We start from the raw sequence: 15,903 nt of genomic DNA on the forward strand, positions 1-15,903 counted from the left end.
GGCATGCGCTGCTTGAAATCGCAGTGTGCATCCCTTGACACCCACCCCTGCGTCGAATGAGCATCGAAGCGCTTCGAAAGCGCCTCGCCGCTCCAGCGCAAGGGGAACGCCACGTGACCGCACCAACGCCGCCCACGCCGCCTTTCCGCGATCCGCACCTGCCGTTCGCGAAGCGCATCGACGACCTGCTGGCACGCCTCACCCTGGACGAGAAGGTCTCCTTCCTGCACCAGTTCACGCCTGCCGTCGAGCGCCTCGGCATCGCCGCCTTCCGCACCGGCCAGGAGGCCCTGCACGGGGTGGCCTGGATGGGCCCGGCCACGGTCTTCCCGCAGGCGGTGGGGCTCGGCGCGACCTGGAACACCGAGCTCGTCCGCCGGGTCGGCGAGGCGGTGTCCAAGGAGGTCCGGGCGATGCGGGCACGCGACGACCGCGTGGGCCTCAACGTCTGGGCGCCGACGGTGAACCTGCTGCGCCACCCGCTGTGGGGCCGCAACGAGGAGGGCTACTCGGAGGACCCGAAGCTGACCTCCGCCATCGCCACCGCCTACACCCGCGGGCTGCGCGGCGACCACCCGGTGTACTGGCGCACCGCTCCCGTCCTGAAGCACTGGCTGGCCCACAACAACGAGACGGACCGGGCCACTTCGTCCTCCTCGGTGCGCCCGCGCGTGCTGCACGAGTACGACCTGCGCGCCTTCGAGGAGACCGTCCGGGCGGGCGCGGTGGCCGGGGTGATGCCCGCGTACAACCTGGTCAACGGCCGTCCCAACCACGTCTCCCCGTACCTGCGCGAGCACCTGCGCACCTGGACCGACGAGGAGCTGCTGGTCTGCTCGGACGCCGGCGCGCCCTCCAACCTGGTCGACCACGAGCACTACTTCGACACCCACGAGGAGGCCACGGCGGCCGCCCTGCTCGCCGGCGTCGACAGCTTCACCGACCACGGCACGGACGCCTCGGAGATCATCGCACGCGTCAACGGGGCGCTGTCCGAAGGCCTGTTGACGGAGGCCGACATCGACACGGCGGTGCGCCGCCAACTCTCGGTCCGCTTCCGGCTCGGCGAGTTCGACCCGGACCACGACCCGCACCTGCCCGCCGCCGAGTCCCCGGAGTTCGACACCGCGGCGCACCGGGACCTCGCCCGGGAGGCGGCGGAGCAGGCGGTCGTACTCCTCAAGAACGACGGTGACCTGCTGCCGCTCGCGCCCGACACCCGGCTCGCCGTGGTCGGCCTGCTCGCCGACGAGTGCAAGCTGGACTGGTACAGCGGCACCCTGCTGCACCGCGCCACCGCGCTGGAGGGCCTGTACGAACGGTTCGGCGCGGGGCGCGTGGAGTTCGCGGAGGGCGTGGACCGGGTCCGGCTGAGGCTCGCCGACGGCACGTTCCTGCACGTCCCGCCCGCTCCCGAGGCCGCCGACGAGGTGCGCGGCGCGGCGGGCGCCCTGGACCCGGCGCTGCTGGCGGGCCGGACGGACCTCCCGCCGCTCGGCACCGGCGCCACCGGAACCGAGTTCGCCCTCCTCGACTGGGGCGAGGGGGTGCTGACGCTGCGCGCCCCGGACGGCCGCTACCTCTCGGTCGCCGACGACGGTTTCGTGCGCGCCGCCGCGGACCAGCCCGGCGGCTGGGTCGTGCAGGAGACGTTCCGCCTGGAACCGCACGAAGACGGTCACCTCCTGAGGCATCTCGGCACGGGTCGCCACGTCTGTGTCGCCGCGGACGGGGTCAGGGTTGCCGCCGAGGACGCGGCGGTTTTCGACGTGATCGTCGTGGAGCGCGGCGCGGACACCGTCGCCAGGGTGGCCGCCGCGGCCGACGCGGTCCTGGTGGTCGCGGGCAACGACCCGCACATCAACGGCCGGGAGACCGAGGACCGTACGACCCTGGCGCTGCCCCCGCAGCAGGAACACCTGCTGCGCGCGGCCCGCGCCGCGAACCCGGCCACCGTCCTGGCGCTGACGTCGGCCTACCCCTACGCCGTGGACCCGGCCGGCCTGCCGGCCGTGCTCTGGACGGCCCACGGCGGCCAGGCGGCCGGCACCGCCCTCGCCCGCGTACTGGCCGGTGACGTCTCCCCCGCCGGCCGCCTCCCGCAGACCTGGTACGCCTCCGACACCGACCTGCCCGGCCTCCTCGACTACGACGTCCTGGGCTCGCGCCAGACGTACCTCTACTTCGAGGGCACCCCGCTCTTCCCGTTCGGCCACGGCCTGTCCTACGCGTCCTTCGCCTACGCGGACCTGACGGCCGAGGTGCGCGACGGGGCGCTCCGCGTCTCGTGCACCGTCACCAACACGGGCGACATGACGGCGGACGAGGTGCCCCAGCTGTACGCCCGCGCCGTCGAACCCTCCGTGCCCCGACCGCGCCGCGAACTCCTCGACCACCGCAGGATCACCCTGGCCCCGGGCGAGCGCGCCGGCCTGGTCTTCGAGGTCCCGCTCACCGCCCTCGCCTTCTGGGACGTGCGGAGCGGTGCCCGCCGCCTGGAGCAGGGTCCGTACGAGGTGCTGGTGGGCGCGTCCAGCGAGGACGTCCGGCTGCGTACGACCCTGGTCCTGGACGGCGAGCGGGCGGCACCGCGCCCCGTCGCCGAACGCGGCCTGGACGCGGCCGACTTCGACGAGCAGTCGGGCACCGCGCTGGTGGACCGGTCGAAGACGGCGGGCGACGCGGTCGCCCCCGAGGGCGACGCACCCGGGGAACTCCTCTACCGGGAGTGCGACTTCGGCACCGGGGTGACGACGGTCCGGGCGCTGGTCTCGGGCGCGGGCACGCTGGAGCTGGCCCTGGACGGCGGCGCGCGGACGGCCGTACTCACCCTCGGCGAGCCCACCGCGGACGTGTACACCTACACCACACTCACCGCGGACCTCGCCGCCGAGGGCGTCCACGACCTGCACATCGAACTGCACGGCCCGCTGCGACTCGCGCACGTCGGCTTCACCGCCTGAGGGCGGTCCCGGCCCCGGGCCACTCGTCTGCGGAGACCAGTGGTGCTGCCAGGCGCCGCTGTGGAAAAGGCGTGGCTGCCCGTCGGTCACGGTGCGAAGATCAGGCGGCGTCTTGATCGATACCCGCGCCCCGGAGGCCCGCATGGACATCGCCTCGCTGCTGCCGATGACCACGCCCCGGTTGTCGCTGCGTCTGTTCACTCCCGGCGACGCCGACGACCTGTACGCCTACCAGAGCCTGCCGAGCGTGGCGCGCTACTTGTACCGGCCGGCGCACACGCGGGAGCGCAGCGAGCAGGTTGCGGCCGAGCGCGCGGCGCACTCGGTCTGGTGCGCCGACGGGGACAAGCTGGCGCTTGCCGTGTGCCGACACGACGAGCCCGGCGTCCTCGGCGAGGTGACGCTCACCCTGGCCCATGCCCGCGCCGCCCAGGCGGAGATCGGCTGGACCCTCGACCCACGTCACCAGGGGCACGGCTACGCGACCGAGGCGGCCTCGGCGCTGGCCCGGTTCGCCTTCGACACGCTGGGCGTGCACCGGCTCTACGCGCGGCTGGACGTGGAGAACACGGGGTCCGTGCGGGTCTGTGAGCGCCTCGGGATGCGTCGGGAGGCGCACCTGGTCGAGAACGACCTCGACGGGGATCGCTGGGGCAGCGAGTACATCTACGCGGCGCTGGCCGGGGAGATCGGCGGTCGATCAGGCAGGTGAGCCGCCGGGCCGGCTGCCGCCCGACACCGACGGCACGGCCGGAGCCCCCGCACAGCGGGCTCCGGCCGTGGTGGGTGTTCCGGGGGGGGGTCAGAGGGCGAGGCCGGTGAGGACCAGGACCCGCTCGTAGGTGTAGTCGTCCATCGCGAACCTGACGCCCTCGCGGCCGACGCCGGACTGCTTGACGCCGCCGTACGGCATCTGGTCGGCGCGGTAGGAGGGGACGTCGCCGATGATCACACCGCCGACCTCCAGGGCGCGGTGGGCCCGGAAGGCGGTCTGTACGTCATGGGTGAAGACGCCCGCCTGGAGGCCGTACTTGGAGTCGTTGACGGCAGCGAAGGCCTCGGCCTCGCCGTGCACCTTCTGCACGGTGAGGACGGGCCCGAAGACCTCCTCGCAGGAGACGGTGGTGTCGGCCGGGACGTCGGTGAGGACGGTCGGCGCGTAGGTGGCGCCGTCCCGGTCGCCGCCGGTGAGCAGGGTGGCGCCGTCCTCGACGGCCTCCTTCACCCACGCCTCGACGCGCTCCGCGGCGGCCTCGCTGACCAGCGGGCCGACATCGGTCTTGGGGTCGGCGGGGTCACCGGTGACCTGGGCCTCGACGGCGGCGACGATGCGCGGCAGCAGACGGTCGTACACGGACGCGTCGGCGATGACCCGCTGCACCGAGATGCAGGACTGGCCGCCCTGGTAGTTGGAGAAGGTCGCGATGCGGCCGGCGGCCCAGTCGAGGTCGGCGTCGCTCGCGTAGTCGCCGAGGACGACGGCCGCGCCGTTGCCGCCCAGCTCCAGGGTGCAGTGCTTGCGCGGGACCGAGTCCATGATCGAGTAGCCGACCTTCTCGGAACCGGTGAACGAGATGACCGGGAGGCGCTCGTCCTGGACGAGGGCGGCCATCTTGTCGTTGGCGACCGGGAGGATCGACCAGGAGCCGGCCGGCAGACCCGTGGTCTCGGCGAGCAGGTCGCCGATGATCAGGCCGGAGAGGGGGGTGGCCGGGGCCGGCTTGAGGATGATCGGCGCGCCGGCCGCGATGGCCGGGGCGATCTTGTGGGCGCACAGGTTGAGCGGGAAGTTGAAGGGCGCGATGCCGAGGACGACGCCCTTCGGGAAGCGGCGGGTCAGCGCGAGCCGGCCCTGGCCGCCGAGGTCGGTGTCGAGGCGCTGGGCCTCGCCGCCGTTGAAGCGGCGGGCCTCTTCGGCGGCGAACCGGAACACGGAGACGGCACGGCCGACCTCGCCGCGGGCCCACTTGATCGGCTTGCCGTTCTCGGCGGAGATCAGCTGGGCTATCTCCTCGGTGCGCTCGGCGAGGCGGCGGCTGACGTGGTCGAGGGCGGCGGCGCGTACGTGGGCCGGAGTGGCGGCGAACTCGTCGCGTACCGCGTACGCGGCGGCGACGGCCTCCTCGACCTGGGCGTCGGTGGGGACGCCGACCCTGCCCACGAGACGACCGTCCCACGGGCTGGTGACGTCGAAGGTGTCCTCGCCGGTGACCTGGCGGCCGGCGAGCCAGAAGGCGGTGGTGGAAGTCATGTGCGGGCCCCGGCCCTTCCGCGTTGGGGGTGTGTGCGTTCGGGTCCACGGTAGGTCGCCGGGGGCGGCGGCGCGTTTGTCCGGGGTGTAGTGGTGCCGGGCGCGGGTGCGACGCTTTGTCAGGGGCGCCGCCGCCGGGTCAGTCCCCTGACGTCGCCTTCAGGGCCAGCCACAGTTCCATCCGTACGTCCGGGTCGTCCAGGGAGCGGCCGAGGATCTCCTCCACCCTGCGCATCCGGTAGCGCAGGGTGTGGCGGTGGACGCCCAGGTCCGCGGCCGCCGCGTCCCACTGGCCGTGCCGGGAGAGCCAGGCCCGCAGCGAGGCGACCAGGTCACCGCGGCCGGTCGCGTCGTGCTCGCGCAGCGCCCTCAGCAGGCCGTCCGCGAACGCCCGCACCGCGTCGTCGGCCAGCAGCGGAAGCACCGAGCCCGACGCCAGCTGCTCGTGCTCGACCAGGACCCGGCCCCTGCGCCGGGCCACCGACAGCGCCTGTTCGGCCTGCCGGTAGGCGGCCGCGGCACCGGCCGGGCCGGCCGGCGCGGACAGGCCCACCACCAGCTCCTCGTCGTCCCCGCCGCCCTGCTCGCCGGCGGCCGTCCGGGCGGCCTCCCGGGCCGCCGCGTACTCCGTGCACGCCGTCACCGCCGCGCCCCCGTCGGCGGCCAGCACCACCAGCCGCTCCGCCCCCTCGGGCACCACCAGGACCGCCTCCCCGGAGCGCGCCGCGGCCGACTCCACGACCTCGGTGAGGCCGGTCCGCAGCTCGCCGCCCGCGTCCGCGACGACCATCCGGAAGGGTGCGTCGAGCAGCCTCCCGTACAGGTCTCCGGCGACGGCCCGCGCATGGTCCGGCTGCCCGGCGAGCAGCATCCGCAGCACCGCCTCCCCGACCCGCTGCTCGGCCGCGTGCAGCGAACGGGAGCGTTCCGTCGTGAGGGTGAGCAGGGCGATGGCGGAGTGGACGGCGTAGCGCTCGGCCGTGCCGAGGGCCGCCGCCGTACCGACCGCAAGGGCGGCGCGCGGGCGGCGGCCCGTCCCGAGGGAGTGCAGCTCGACCCGGTCCTCGTGGTCGGGGCCGCCCACCACCGAGGAGGCCGGTGCCGGGCGCTCGCGGAGGCGTTCCACCTCCGCGGTGAGCCGTGCCGCCCGGCGGCCCGCCCACTCGGGTGCGGTCGCCACCACCGCGCCGGACGCGTCGTACAGCGCCGCCCAGCCGTCCACCTGGGCGGCGAGCGCGGAGAGCAGCCCCTCGGGTCCCGCGTTCAGTGCCTGCCTGGTCAGTTCCCGCTGGGCGGCGAAGCCCGCGGTCACCGCGCGGTACTGGTCGGCCGCGATCGCCGCCGAGACCGCCTTGCTGATGGCGAGGAAGGGGGTGCGGCGCGGCACCTCCAGGAGGGGCAGGCCCTCCTTCTCCGCCGCGTCGACCAGCGCTTCGGGGATCTCCTCATAGTTGACCCCGACGGCGAAGCCGAGACCCACCACACCCGCTCCGACCAGGCGTTTCACATACCGCCGCATGGCCTGGGGATCCTCCGCGTCCAGTTTCAGCGCGGTGATCAGGAGCAGTTCGCCGCCCTCCATGTACGGCACCGGGTCGGCGAGTTCGCTGACATGGGCCCAGCGCACGGGCACGTCGAGGCGGCCCTCGCCCGCGCGCACGGTCAGTTTGAGCGCGGAGTGGTGGACGAGCGAGGCGAGCGTCGGTGGCATCGGGCCGTCAGGTCTTCTCTTCGGTCGTGACAGTCGGGACGGTCGTGACAGTCGCGACAGGGCAGCGGGCAGTTTGGCCGTCCCGTACGAAGGGCCACTGTCGATTCTGCCTCACTGTACGGTCGCCCGTGCGCCCTCGTTCAGGCCCGGCCGCCGCTCCTCAGGTCCACCAGCAGGGGCGGCGCGTGTTCGCCCTTGACCGTCGTCAGGGAGAGGACGGCGTGACCGGCGGGCACCCCGTGCGCCAGTTCGGAGGCGGACCAGCGCTCCCGCTCCACCTGCCGTACGGTGACCGCCCGCGCGGTGGGCGCCTTGCCCGTGATCACCCGGCGTACGACGTGCAGCGCCTTGCCGGCCGGGGTCTCCGCGATGATCTGCCGGTCGGTGACGTCCCGGGTCTCGGTCCACTCCTTGCCCCACACCTCGGCGAAGTCCTGCCCGTCCCAGGGGGTGAGGCCGGCGAAGGCCATCCGGCAGCCGGCGGCGCCGAGCAGCGGACCGCGCAGCGGGCGGGGTACGTCGTCGAGCGTACGGAGGGTCAGCGCGACGCCCGCGTTGGCCGAGCGCAGCCGCTGGATGCCGCGCACCGCCTCGGGGGTGACGACGCCCGTCGCGTCGTCCAGGAGCAGGCAGGCGAAGAGCGAGCGGTCGTCCCGTACGGTCACGCTCGCCGTGAACTGGGCGAGCACCAGGCGGGCCAGGATGCGGGAGGCGTCGGCGTGGCCGCGCTCGGGCAGGTCGATGCGGACCCGGACCGGGTGGTCGAGGGCCTTGAGGGAGAAGGGGCGGGTCTGTCCCGAGGTGTCGAAGAAGCCGGCGAACGCCGGGCGGTCGAGCAGGGCGATGCGGTCGGCGAGGACCGCGCCCACGTCGCCGGGGTGACCCATCTGCCGTTCCCGGGCGTCGAGTTCGCGCAGCAGCGACTCGTGTCCCGTGACGCTGAGCCCCTTGCGGAGCGCGGCCAGCGGGCCGGCGGCGCCGTCGAGGAGCTGGCGGAGCTCGGGCACCGAGGGGAAGCGGCCGTGCACCGCCCTGAAGGGGCCGAGCAGCTGGGCGAGGACGGTGGTGGAGCGGCGGCTGTCGCTGCCGGGGTGCGGGTCGGCGAGGTCGCCGACGAGGGCCTCGGCGAGTATGGCGGCGGCTTCGTCGGGGTCGGTGGTGCCGCCGTACAGGTCGAGGTCGTAGACGGACTCGGGGTGGGCGATGCGGACGACGACGTCGTAGGCGTCGGCGGGTCCGAGCCCGGCGCCGGCCGCGCCGACGACGACCACGGAGGCGCGCCCGGCGAGCGCGTGCAGGCACAGCGACTCGGCGAGCGGGCGGACCAGGGAGCCGGTCTTGCCGGAGCCGGCCGGGCCGACGGCGAGCAGGGAGGTGCCGAGCAGGTCGGGGCCGAGGGCGAGGCCGGTGCCCCGGTAGTGGTACGGGTTGCGGGGGTCGTCGGCCGTCGTGCCGAGCCGGACCTGGCCGGTCACCAGGTCGTGCCGGGCGTGCCGGGCGGGCAGGTCGCGTTCGCCGGAGGGGTGCAGGCAGGCGGCGGCGCCGTCCTTGACGACGGCGGCGCAGAAGGCGGCCATGCCGTGCCGGCCGCTCTGCACCCCCTGCCAGGCACGGGCGATGCGGGCGTGGTCCACGTCCCGCATCAGCCCGCCACGCGCCTCCCCGGCCAGCCGGTCGGCGGCCTCGTGCGCGCCGGCCTGGCGGAGGTACACGAATTCGGCGGGGTCCTGCTCGGGGGCGGGCGGCCGCTCGGCGGCCGGCGTGGCCGGGTTCCAGGCGGGCGGGCCGTAGCGGCGCCAGACCTCGCCCCAGCGGCCGAGACGGCCGACGACGAGCGCGATCGCGAGGGCGATCAGCGCGTAGTAGCCGTACCAGAGGACCGCGTTGCCCACGGCGTCGTCGCTGTGCCGCCAGGAGTCCGGGGTGAACAGCTCCAGCGGGACCACCCACCAGCCGCCCAGGTAGCCGTTCCACAGCAGCGACCAGAGCAGCCAGCCGACCAGGAACGCGATCAGCGCGCCGCTCAGCAGCTGCCGGGCCGGGATCGCCTCGGGCTCCTCGGTGGGCCGCGCCCGGTACCCGAACCGCCACACCCCCGGGGCCGCCTCCGGCCGGGGGGTGCGCAGCCAGCCGAGGAAGGCCGCGCCGTCCGGCAGCGGGGGCACGGTCGGCGGTGCCGTCGGCCGCGGCGGCACCGCGAAGGTGCCGCCCGGCGCGGCGGACGCCCCGGTCGGTACCGCGGACGCCTCGGTCGGCGCGGCGCCCGTGTCCTGCGGCCCCGCCGGACGCGGCACAGGATTCGCATGCGTGCCCCGGGCGTCCCGCGTCCCGTCGCTGTCCATCGCTCTCGCTCCCTGACCAGCCGTTCCGTCCACCGTCAGCGGCCAATCTAACGCTCACCCCAAGGGAGTTCACCGCTTACGCGGCCGAGGAGCCGCGCGGTCGGCCACGGTCCCTCCCGCTGCCCTATGTCCATGACGGACAACGTCACGCCCCGACAACGCCCACATGGAGCATGCCCACCTCCCGCACCCGGCTCTAGCCTGCGAAGAAAGAAGGAAAGCGTCCGAAAACGCACCGCCGGAGTCACCCGGAAGACCACTCGGTCCGCAGCCCGGGCCTCGCCGGTTCGCACGATTCACCAGGGAGCCCCCCATGACCGCACTTCCGCAGGAGCGCCGCGTCGTCACCGCCATCCCCGGCCCCAAGTCGCAGGAGCTGCAGACCCGTCGTCTCGCCGCGGTCGCGCAGGGCGTCGGCTCCGTGCTGCCGGTGTTCACCACCCGCGCGGGCGGCGGCATCATCGAGGACGTCGACGGCAACCGCCTGATCGACTTCGGTTCCGGTATCGCGGTGACCAGCGTGGGCGCCTCGGCGGAGGCCGTCGTACGCCGGGCGAGCGCCCAGCTGGCCGACTTCACGCACACCTGTTTCATGGTCACCCCGTACGAGGGCTACGTCGAGGTCGCCGAGGCGCTCGCCGAGCTGACCCCCGGCGACCACGCCAAGAAGTCCGCGCTGTTCAACAGCGGCGCCGAGGCCGTCGAGAACGCCGTCAAGATCGCGCGTGCCTACACCAAGCGCCAGGCCGTGGTCGTCTTCGACCACGGCTACCACGGCCGTACGAACCTCACCATGGCGCTGACCTCGAAGAACATGCCGTACAAGAACGGCTTCGGACCGTTCGCGCCGGAGGTGTACCGGGTGCCGGTCGCGTACGCCTACCGCTGGCCCACCGGCCCGCAGAACGCCGGTCCGGAGGCCGCCAAGCAGGCCATCGACCAGATCAGCAAGCAGATCGGCGCCGACAACGTCGCCGCGATCATCATCGAGCCGGTGCTCGGCGAGGGCGGCTTCATCGAGCCGGCGAAGGGCTTCCTGCCCGCGATCAGCCAGTTCGCCAAGGACAACGGGATCGTCTTCGTCGCCGACGAGATCCAGTCCGGCTTCTGCCGGACCGGTCAGTGGTTCGCCTGCGAGGACGAGGGGATCGTCCCCGACCTGATCACGACCGCCAAGGGCATCGCGGGCGGTCTGCCGCTGGCCGCGGTCACCGGCCGCGCCGAGATCATGGACGCCGCCCACGCCGGCGGCCTCGGCGGCACGTACGGCGGCAACCCGGTGGCCTGCGCCGGTGCGCTCGGCGCCATCGAGACCATGAAGGAGCTCGACCTCAACACCAGGGCGAAGAACATCGAGGCGATCATGAAGCCCCGCCTGACCGCCATGGCCGAGAAGTTCGACGTCATCGGTGACGTGCGCGGCCGGGGCGCGATGATCGCCATCGAGCTGGTCAAGGACCGCGCCACCAAGGAGCCGAACCCGGAGGCGACCGCCGCGCTCGCCAAGGCCTGCCACCAGGAGGGCCTGCTGGTCCTGACCTGCGGCACCTACGGCAACGTGCTGCGCTTCCTGCCCCCGCTGGTGATCGGCGAGGACCTCCTCAACGAGGGCCTCGACATCATCGAGCAGGCCTTCGCGCGGATCTGAGCCCCTCTGGCCCAGCCGGGCCGGGCCAGGGGGCCCGTTCCGGTGCGTCGGCGCCGCCCCGGCCGTCCCGTCCGGTGGGATGTGGGAGGCTTGGGCGGCTCCCGTCAGGCCGTGTGAAGAAGGTGTGCGAGGTGGATGGCGGGACGCGATTCCGCCTGTCGTCGTGCCACCCCCTGCCGTAGGTTCTGAGCAGATGAGAGATACACCCCGCCCACAGGGGACTGTGGGCGACTTCAGGACGGGGCCTCCCCAGCTTCGACCTGGTCGTGCCCTCGCGCACACAACCGGAGCCTCCGGCGCCGGATCTCCTCACCGATCGGACGGTCGCCCGCCCCAAACCCCCCGGGGCGTGCGGCGTTCCGGTCCGGACGGCCGCCTCGGAACCACCCCCCCTGTTCCGGGGCGGCCGACCTCCTTTCTTCTCCTTCTCCTCGCGGGACTCATGGGCCTTCCGGCCGTCCTCTTCGCGCTGATCACCTGGCAGGTCGTGGCGCACGGCCCCCTGCTGCGCCTGGACAGCCGTCTGAGCGGCGCCCTGGTCCACCCGGACCGCTTCTCCTCCGGCCTCTCCGACCTCGGCAACGTGCAGGTCGCGGTCCCGGTCCTGGTGGTCGCCATCGCCTACGTCGGCCTGCGCGGCCGTACCGCCGGCACGGACCGCTGGTGGCTGCCGCCCACGGCGGCGGCCGTCCTGATGGCCCTGGTCCCCGCGATCGTCGTCCCGCTCAAGGACTGGACCGCCCGCCCGGGGACCCCCGTGGTGCCCCCGGCGGTCGGCTACTTCCCCTCCGGCCACACGGCGACGGCCGCGATCGCGTACGGCTCCGCGACCCTGATCCTCCTCCCCTGGCTGGCCTCCGCGCGGGCCCGCCGGCTGGCCGTCGGGATCTGCGCGGCCCTGGTCCTCGGCGTCTCCTACGGCCTGGTCCGCCGCGGCTGGCACTGGCCGCTGGACGTGCTGGCCAGCTGGTGCCTGGCCTCGGTCATGCTGACCGCGCTGGCCCTGCTGCTCAGCCGAAGTAGGCGTCGAAGTTCTTCTGGAACTCCCAGTTCGAGTACCGGTCCCAGTTGACCGACCAGGTCATCAGGCCGCGCAGCGCGGGCCAGGTGCCGTGCGGGGTGTAGGACCCGCAGTTCGTCTTCTTCGTCAGGCAGTCCAGGGCCTTGGTGACCTCGGACGGCGCCACGTAGCCGTTGCCCGCGTTGGTCGACGCCGGCATGCCGATCGCGATCTGGTCGGGGCGCAGCGGCGGGAACACCTTGCCCGCGTCGCCCGCCACCGGGAACCCGGTGAGCAGCATGTCCGTCATCGCGATGTGGAAGTCGGCGCCGCCCATCGAGTGGTACTGGTTGTCGAGCCCCATGATCGGACCCGAGTTGTAGTCCTGGACGTGCAGCAGGGTCAGGTCGTCGCGCAGGGCGTAGACGACCGGGAGGTAGGCCCCGCAGCGGGGGTCCTGGCCACCCCACTTGCCGGTGCCGTAGTACTGGTAGCCCATCTGCACGAAGAAGGTCTCGGGCGCCATCGACAGCACGAACCGCGCCCCGTACTTCGCCTTCAGCGTCCGCAGCGCGGAGATGAGGTTGACGATCACCGGGGTCGTCGGGTTCCGGAAGTCGGTGTCGTTCGCGTCCAGGGACAGCGAGTGGCCCTCGAAGTCGATGTCCAGGCCGTCCAGACCGTAGGTGTCGATGATGTCCGAGACCGAGGAGACGAAGGTGTCGCGGGCCGCCGTGGTGGTCAGCTGCACCTGGCCGTTGGCTCCGCCGATCGATATCAGCACCTTCTTGCCCGCCGCCTGCTTGGCCTTGACGGCCGCCTTGAAGTCGGCGTCGGACTCGACGTTCGGGCACTGGGTCACCGGGCAGCGGTTGAAGCGGATGTCCCCGGAGGTGGCGGAGGTCGGCTCGCCGAAGGCCAGGTCGATGACGTCCCAGCTGTCGGGCACGTCGGCCAGGCGGGTGTAGCCGGAGCCGTTGGCGAAGGAGGCGTGGAGGTAGCCGACCAGGGCGTGGGCGGGCAGGCCGGTGGAGCCGCCGGAGGAGCCGGTGGTCGTGGTGGCGGTCACCGCGGCCGACTTCGCCGACTCTCCGGCGGCGTTCACGGCGGTGACCTGGAAGCTGTAGGCGGTGGACGGGGACAGGCCGGTCACGGTCGCCGACGTGCCGGCCGGCGTCTGGACCTTCACGCCGTCCCGGTAGACCGCGTAACTCGTCGCGCCGGTGGCCGCGGTCCAGGACAGGGCCACGCTGGAGGAGGTGACCGTGCCCGCGGTGAGGCCGGTGGGGGCGGCCGGCGGCTGGTCCGCGGAGGCGCCCGGTCCGACCAGCGACAGGTCGTCGGCGTAGTAGGCGCCGGTGCCGTACCAGCCGTGGGTGTAGATCGTGACCTTGGTGGTCGAGGCGCCCGTGGTGAAGGTGGTCGTGAGCTTCTGCCAGTCGGGGGCGGACTGGGTCCAGGTGGAGACGTCGGTGGTGCCGGTGCCGCTCGCGCCGAGGTAGACGTAGGAGCCGCGGACGTAGCCGGAGAGGGTGTACTGCGCGTTCGGCCTGACGGTCACGGTCTCCGCGCACTGGGCGTCGTCACTGCCGAGCGGGGTCGCCTGAAGCGCGGAACTCCCGCTGTGCACGGGAGAGTTGACCGTCATGCCGCTGCCCGCCGTGCAGGTCCAGCCGGAGAGGCCCGACTCGAACCCGCCGTTGACGGCGAGGTCCGCGTCGGCCGCACGGGCGGCCGACGAGAGAGCGGTGATACCGGGTACGGCCAGCAACGCGGCCGTGAGCATGGTGAGGACATGTCTCGCGCGAACCACAAGTGCCTCCAGGGAGGGGGGATTTGGAGGTGGGGTGCGCACTCAACTTGGTCCAGACCAATTCTCCTGTCAAGAGCTACGGCCCTTCACGACCGCCCGCACGCCGACCGACAATCCGCGTACGAACGGCGCCTAGTCACCGTCGGCCAAGCCGGCGGCGGCCTCGTGCATCGCCAGCTCCAGCAGCGCCGGATCCGTCAGCGTCCCCGACCCGTCCGGCGTCACCAGCCACCGCACCCCGCGGGCCGACCGCCCGGGGTGGGGCACCACGATCCAGGTGCCGGCCCCCGCCGTGCGGATCCCCGTGCCGAGCCAGCGCGCGGCCGTCCCGGGCGGTACGAAGAAGCCCACCCGGTTGTCCCCGAAGTCGACCAGGACGGGCCCCGGCCGGCCGAGGACGCGGGTGAGCACGTCGAGGGTGCGGCAGCCGAGTTCGCCCGGCAGGATCAGCACGTCCCAGGCCCTGCCGGCGGGCAGCAGCGCCACCCCCAGGGGGTTGCGCTCCCACTCCCAGCGGCAGGACTCGGGGTCCGGTGCGACGGATGCCAGCCATTCGACCGCCGTTTTCGCCCCAGTCATCAAGAGGACCTCCCGATCCGACTCGTGGACGCGGTCGTCGCGTCCACGAGGGGAGAGGGAGGTCCTCCGGGAGCATTACGCGGGTTTCACCGACCCGATCGAGTGACCCCGGCCACGTGGCGGGCCGTCACCTGCCGGGCCGTCAGCTGTCGAATCCGAGCCCCAGCCGGTCCATGGCCTTCAGCCACAGGTTCCGGCGCCCCCCGTGCGCGTCCGCGCGGGCCAGCGACCACTTGGTGAGGGCGATGCCGGTCCAGGCGAACGGCTCGGGCGGGAACGGCAGCGGTTTCCTGCGGACCATCTCCAGGCGGGTGCGCTCGGTGTCCTCCCCGGACAGCAGGTCCAGCATCACGTCGGCGCCGAACCGGGTCGCGCCCACACCGAGGCCGGTGTACCCGGCGGCGTACGCCACCTTCCCCTGGTGCGCGGTGCCGAAGAACGCCGAGAAGCGGGAGCAGGTGTCGATCGCGCCGCCCCAGGCGTGGCTGAAGCGGACGCCCTCCAGCTGCGGGAAGCAGGTGAAGAAGTGGCCGGCCAGCTTGGCGTAGGTCTCCGGGCGGTCGTCGTACTCGCGGCGCACCCGGCCGCCGTAGTGGTGGATGGCGTCGTAGCCGCCCCACAGGATGCGGTTGTCGGCGGAGAGCCGGAAGTAGTGGAACTGGTTGGCGGAGTCGCCGAGGCCCTGCCGGTTCCGCCAGCCGATCGCGTCCAGCTGCCCGGCGGTGAGCGGCTCGGTCATCAGGGCGTAGTCGTAGACCGGGACGGTGTAGGAGCGGACCCGCTTGAGCAGGTTCGGGAAGACGTTCGTGCAGAGCGCGACCTGCCGGGCACGGACCACGCCGTACGGGGTGCGGACGGCCATGCCGGCGCCGTACTGCTTCAGTTCGAGGGCGGGCGTGTGCTCGTACACCCGGACACCGAGGGCGAGGCAGGCCCGCTTGAGGCCCCAGGCGAGCTTGGCCGGATTGAGCATGGCCACGCCCCGCCGGTCCCACAGGCCGGCCTCGAAGGTGGGTGAGGCGACCTGGGCGCGCACGGCGTCGGCGTCGAGGAACTCGACGCCGTCCGCGAGGCCGCGCCGTTCCAGTTCCTCGTGCCAGTCGCGCAGTGCCCAGGCCTGGTAGGTCTCGGTGGCGACGTCGATCTCGCCGGTGCGCTCGAACTCGCAGTCGATGCCGTGCCGGGCCACGGCGGCCTCGATCTCGTCGAGGTTGCGCATGCCCAGCTCCTGCAGCCGGTGGATCTCGCCGGGCCAGCGGGCGAGCCCGTTGGGCAGCCCGTGGGTGAGGGAGGCGGCGCAGAAGCCGCCGTTGCGGCCCGAGGCGGCCCAGCCCACCTCGTGGCCTTCCAGCAGGACCACATCGCGCCCGGGGTCGCGCTCCTTGGCGTTGAGCGCGGTCCACAGTCCGCCGTACCCGCCGCCGACGACCAGCAGGTCGCAGGTGTCGGCGCCGGTGAGCGCGGGCTCGGGGTGGGGCTTGCCGGGGTCTTCGAGCCAGTACGCGACCGGCTGTGCTTCGGAGAGTGACGTGGTCCAATCTGCCTGACGGCTCATGGCGCTCGGGGCCATGATTCCAACTCCCTACAGAGCGATAA

General features: G+C 73.2%; 10 protein-coding genes. 4 read left to right on the plus strand and 6 right to left on the minus strand.

Features of this window, described 5'->3' with window-relative positions:
* The first annotated feature begins 113 nt into the window (after positions 1–113).
* Both AB0G52_RS14355 and AB0G52_RS14360 read left to right on the plus strand, forming a co-directional pair.
* Complete coding sequence (locus AB0G52_RS14355; protein ID WP_361336596.1) at positions 114–2,963, plus strand: glycoside hydrolase family 3 C-terminal domain-containing protein; 2,850 nt, start codon at positions 114–116, stop codon at positions 2,961–2,963.
* Between the two features lie 142 nt (positions 2,964–3,105).
* Positions 3,106–3,675, plus strand: a complete 570-nt coding sequence (locus tag AB0G52_RS14360) for a GNAT family N-acetyltransferase (RefSeq protein WP_361336807.1) — start codon at positions 3,106–3,108, stop codon at positions 3,673–3,675.
* A 90-nt stretch (positions 3,676–3,765) separates the two neighbouring features.
* Here the strand turns inward: AB0G52_RS14360 and AB0G52_RS14365 are convergent, their stop codons facing one another.
* The 3 genes from AB0G52_RS14365 to AB0G52_RS14375 all read right to left on the minus strand — a co-directional run bounded on the left by AB0G52_RS14365 (position 3,766) and on the right by AB0G52_RS14375 (position 9,267).
* Positions 3,766–5,214: an aldehyde dehydrogenase family protein gene (locus AB0G52_RS14365; RefSeq protein ID WP_132889870.1), complete on the minus strand. Its 1,449-nt coding sequence runs from the start codon at positions 5,212–5,214 to the stop codon at positions 3,766–3,768.
* Between the two features lie 139 nt (positions 5,215–5,353).
* Positions 5,354–6,925 (minus strand): PucR family transcriptional regulator, encoded by a 1,572-nt coding sequence (locus AB0G52_RS14370; protein ID WP_361336598.1) that lies wholly within the window; start codon positions 6,923–6,925, stop codon positions 5,354–5,356.
* Between the two features lie 140 nt (positions 6,926–7,065).
* Positions 7,066–9,267 (minus strand): ATP-binding protein, encoded by a 2,202-nt coding sequence (locus AB0G52_RS14375; protein ID WP_361336600.1) that lies wholly within the window; start codon positions 9,265–9,267, stop codon positions 7,066–7,068.
* A 313-nt stretch (positions 9,268–9,580) separates the two neighbouring features.
* On the opposite strand from AB0G52_RS14375, the gene gabT reads away from it, so the two are divergent.
* On the plus strand, positions 9,581–10,915 hold the full coding sequence (gene gabT / locus AB0G52_RS14380; RefSeq protein WP_132889867.1) for a 4-aminobutyrate--2-oxoglutarate transaminase: 1,335 nt from the start codon (positions 9,581–9,583) through the stop codon (positions 10,913–10,915).
* Between the two features lie 193 nt (positions 10,916–11,108).
* Positions 11,109–11,987 (plus strand): phosphatase PAP2 family protein, encoded by an 879-nt coding sequence (locus AB0G52_RS14385; RefSeq protein ID WP_361336602.1) that lies wholly within the window; start codon positions 11,109–11,111, stop codon positions 11,985–11,987.
* On the opposite strand, the gene AB0G52_RS14390 is transcribed toward AB0G52_RS14385, so the two are convergent.
* The 3 genes from AB0G52_RS14390 to AB0G52_RS14400 all read right to left on the minus strand — a co-directional run bounded on the left by AB0G52_RS14390 (position 11,926) and on the right by AB0G52_RS14400 (position 15,877).
* Positions 11,926–13,701: a glycoside hydrolase family 18 protein gene (locus AB0G52_RS14390; protein WP_361336809.1), complete on the minus strand. Its 1,776-nt coding sequence runs from the start codon at positions 13,699–13,701 to the stop codon at positions 11,926–11,928. The genes AB0G52_RS14385 and AB0G52_RS14390 overlap by 62 nt on opposite strands.
* Before the next feature lie 159 nt (positions 13,702–13,860).
* A complete protein-coding gene (locus AB0G52_RS14395) occupies positions 13,861–14,307 on the minus strand; it encodes a hypothetical protein (RefSeq protein WP_132889865.1) in 447 nt (148 codons plus the stop codon).
* A 142-nt stretch (positions 14,308–14,449) separates the two neighbouring features.
* Positions 14,450–15,877, minus strand: coding sequence for an FAD-dependent oxidoreductase (locus AB0G52_RS14400; RefSeq protein WP_132889864.1), 1,428 nt, complete (start codon positions 15,875–15,877; stop codon positions 14,450–14,452).
* Positions 15,878–15,903 lie beyond the last annotated feature (26 nt).

The sequence above is a fragment of the Streptomyces sp. NPDC021562 genome, from assembly GCF_040640875.1.
Lineage (GTDB): Bacteria > Actinomycetota > Actinomycetes > Streptomycetales > Streptomycetaceae > Streptomyces.

Bases quoted from the DNA above. Each gene is read 5' to 3' on its own strand.
- AB0G52_RS14375 (WP_361336600.1), bottom strand. From the start codon at position 9,267: ATGGACAGCGACGGGACGCGGGACGCCCGGGGCACGCATGCGAATCCT.
- AB0G52_RS14370 (WP_361336598.1), bottom strand. From the start codon at position 6,925: ATGCCACCGACGCTCGCCTCGCTCGTCCACCACTCCGCGCTCAAACTG.
- AB0G52_RS14365 (WP_132889870.1), bottom strand. From the start codon at position 5,214: ATGACTTCCACCACCGCCTTCTGGCTCGCCGGCCGCCAGGTCACCGGC.
- AB0G52_RS14360 (WP_361336807.1), top strand. From the start codon at position 3,106: ATGGACATCGCCTCGCTGCTGCCGATGACCACGCCCCGGTTGTCGCTG.
- AB0G52_RS14390 (WP_361336809.1), bottom strand. From the start codon at position 13,701: ATGCTCACGGCCGCGTTGCTGGCCGTACCCGGTATCACCGCTCTCTCG.
- AB0G52_RS14385 (WP_361336602.1), top strand. From the start codon at position 11,109: ATGAGAGATACACCCCGCCCACAGGGGACTGTGGGCGACTTCAGGACG.
- AB0G52_RS14400 (WP_132889864.1), bottom strand. From the start codon at position 15,877: ATGGCCCCGAGCGCCATGAGCCGTCAGGCAGATTGGACCACGTCACTC.
- gabT (WP_132889867.1), top strand. From the start codon at position 9,581: ATGACCGCACTTCCGCAGGAGCGCCGCGTCGTCACCGCCATCCCCGGC.
- AB0G52_RS14395 (WP_132889865.1), bottom strand. From the start codon at position 14,307: ATGACTGGGGCGAAAACGGCGGTCGAATGGCTGGCATCCGTCGCACCG.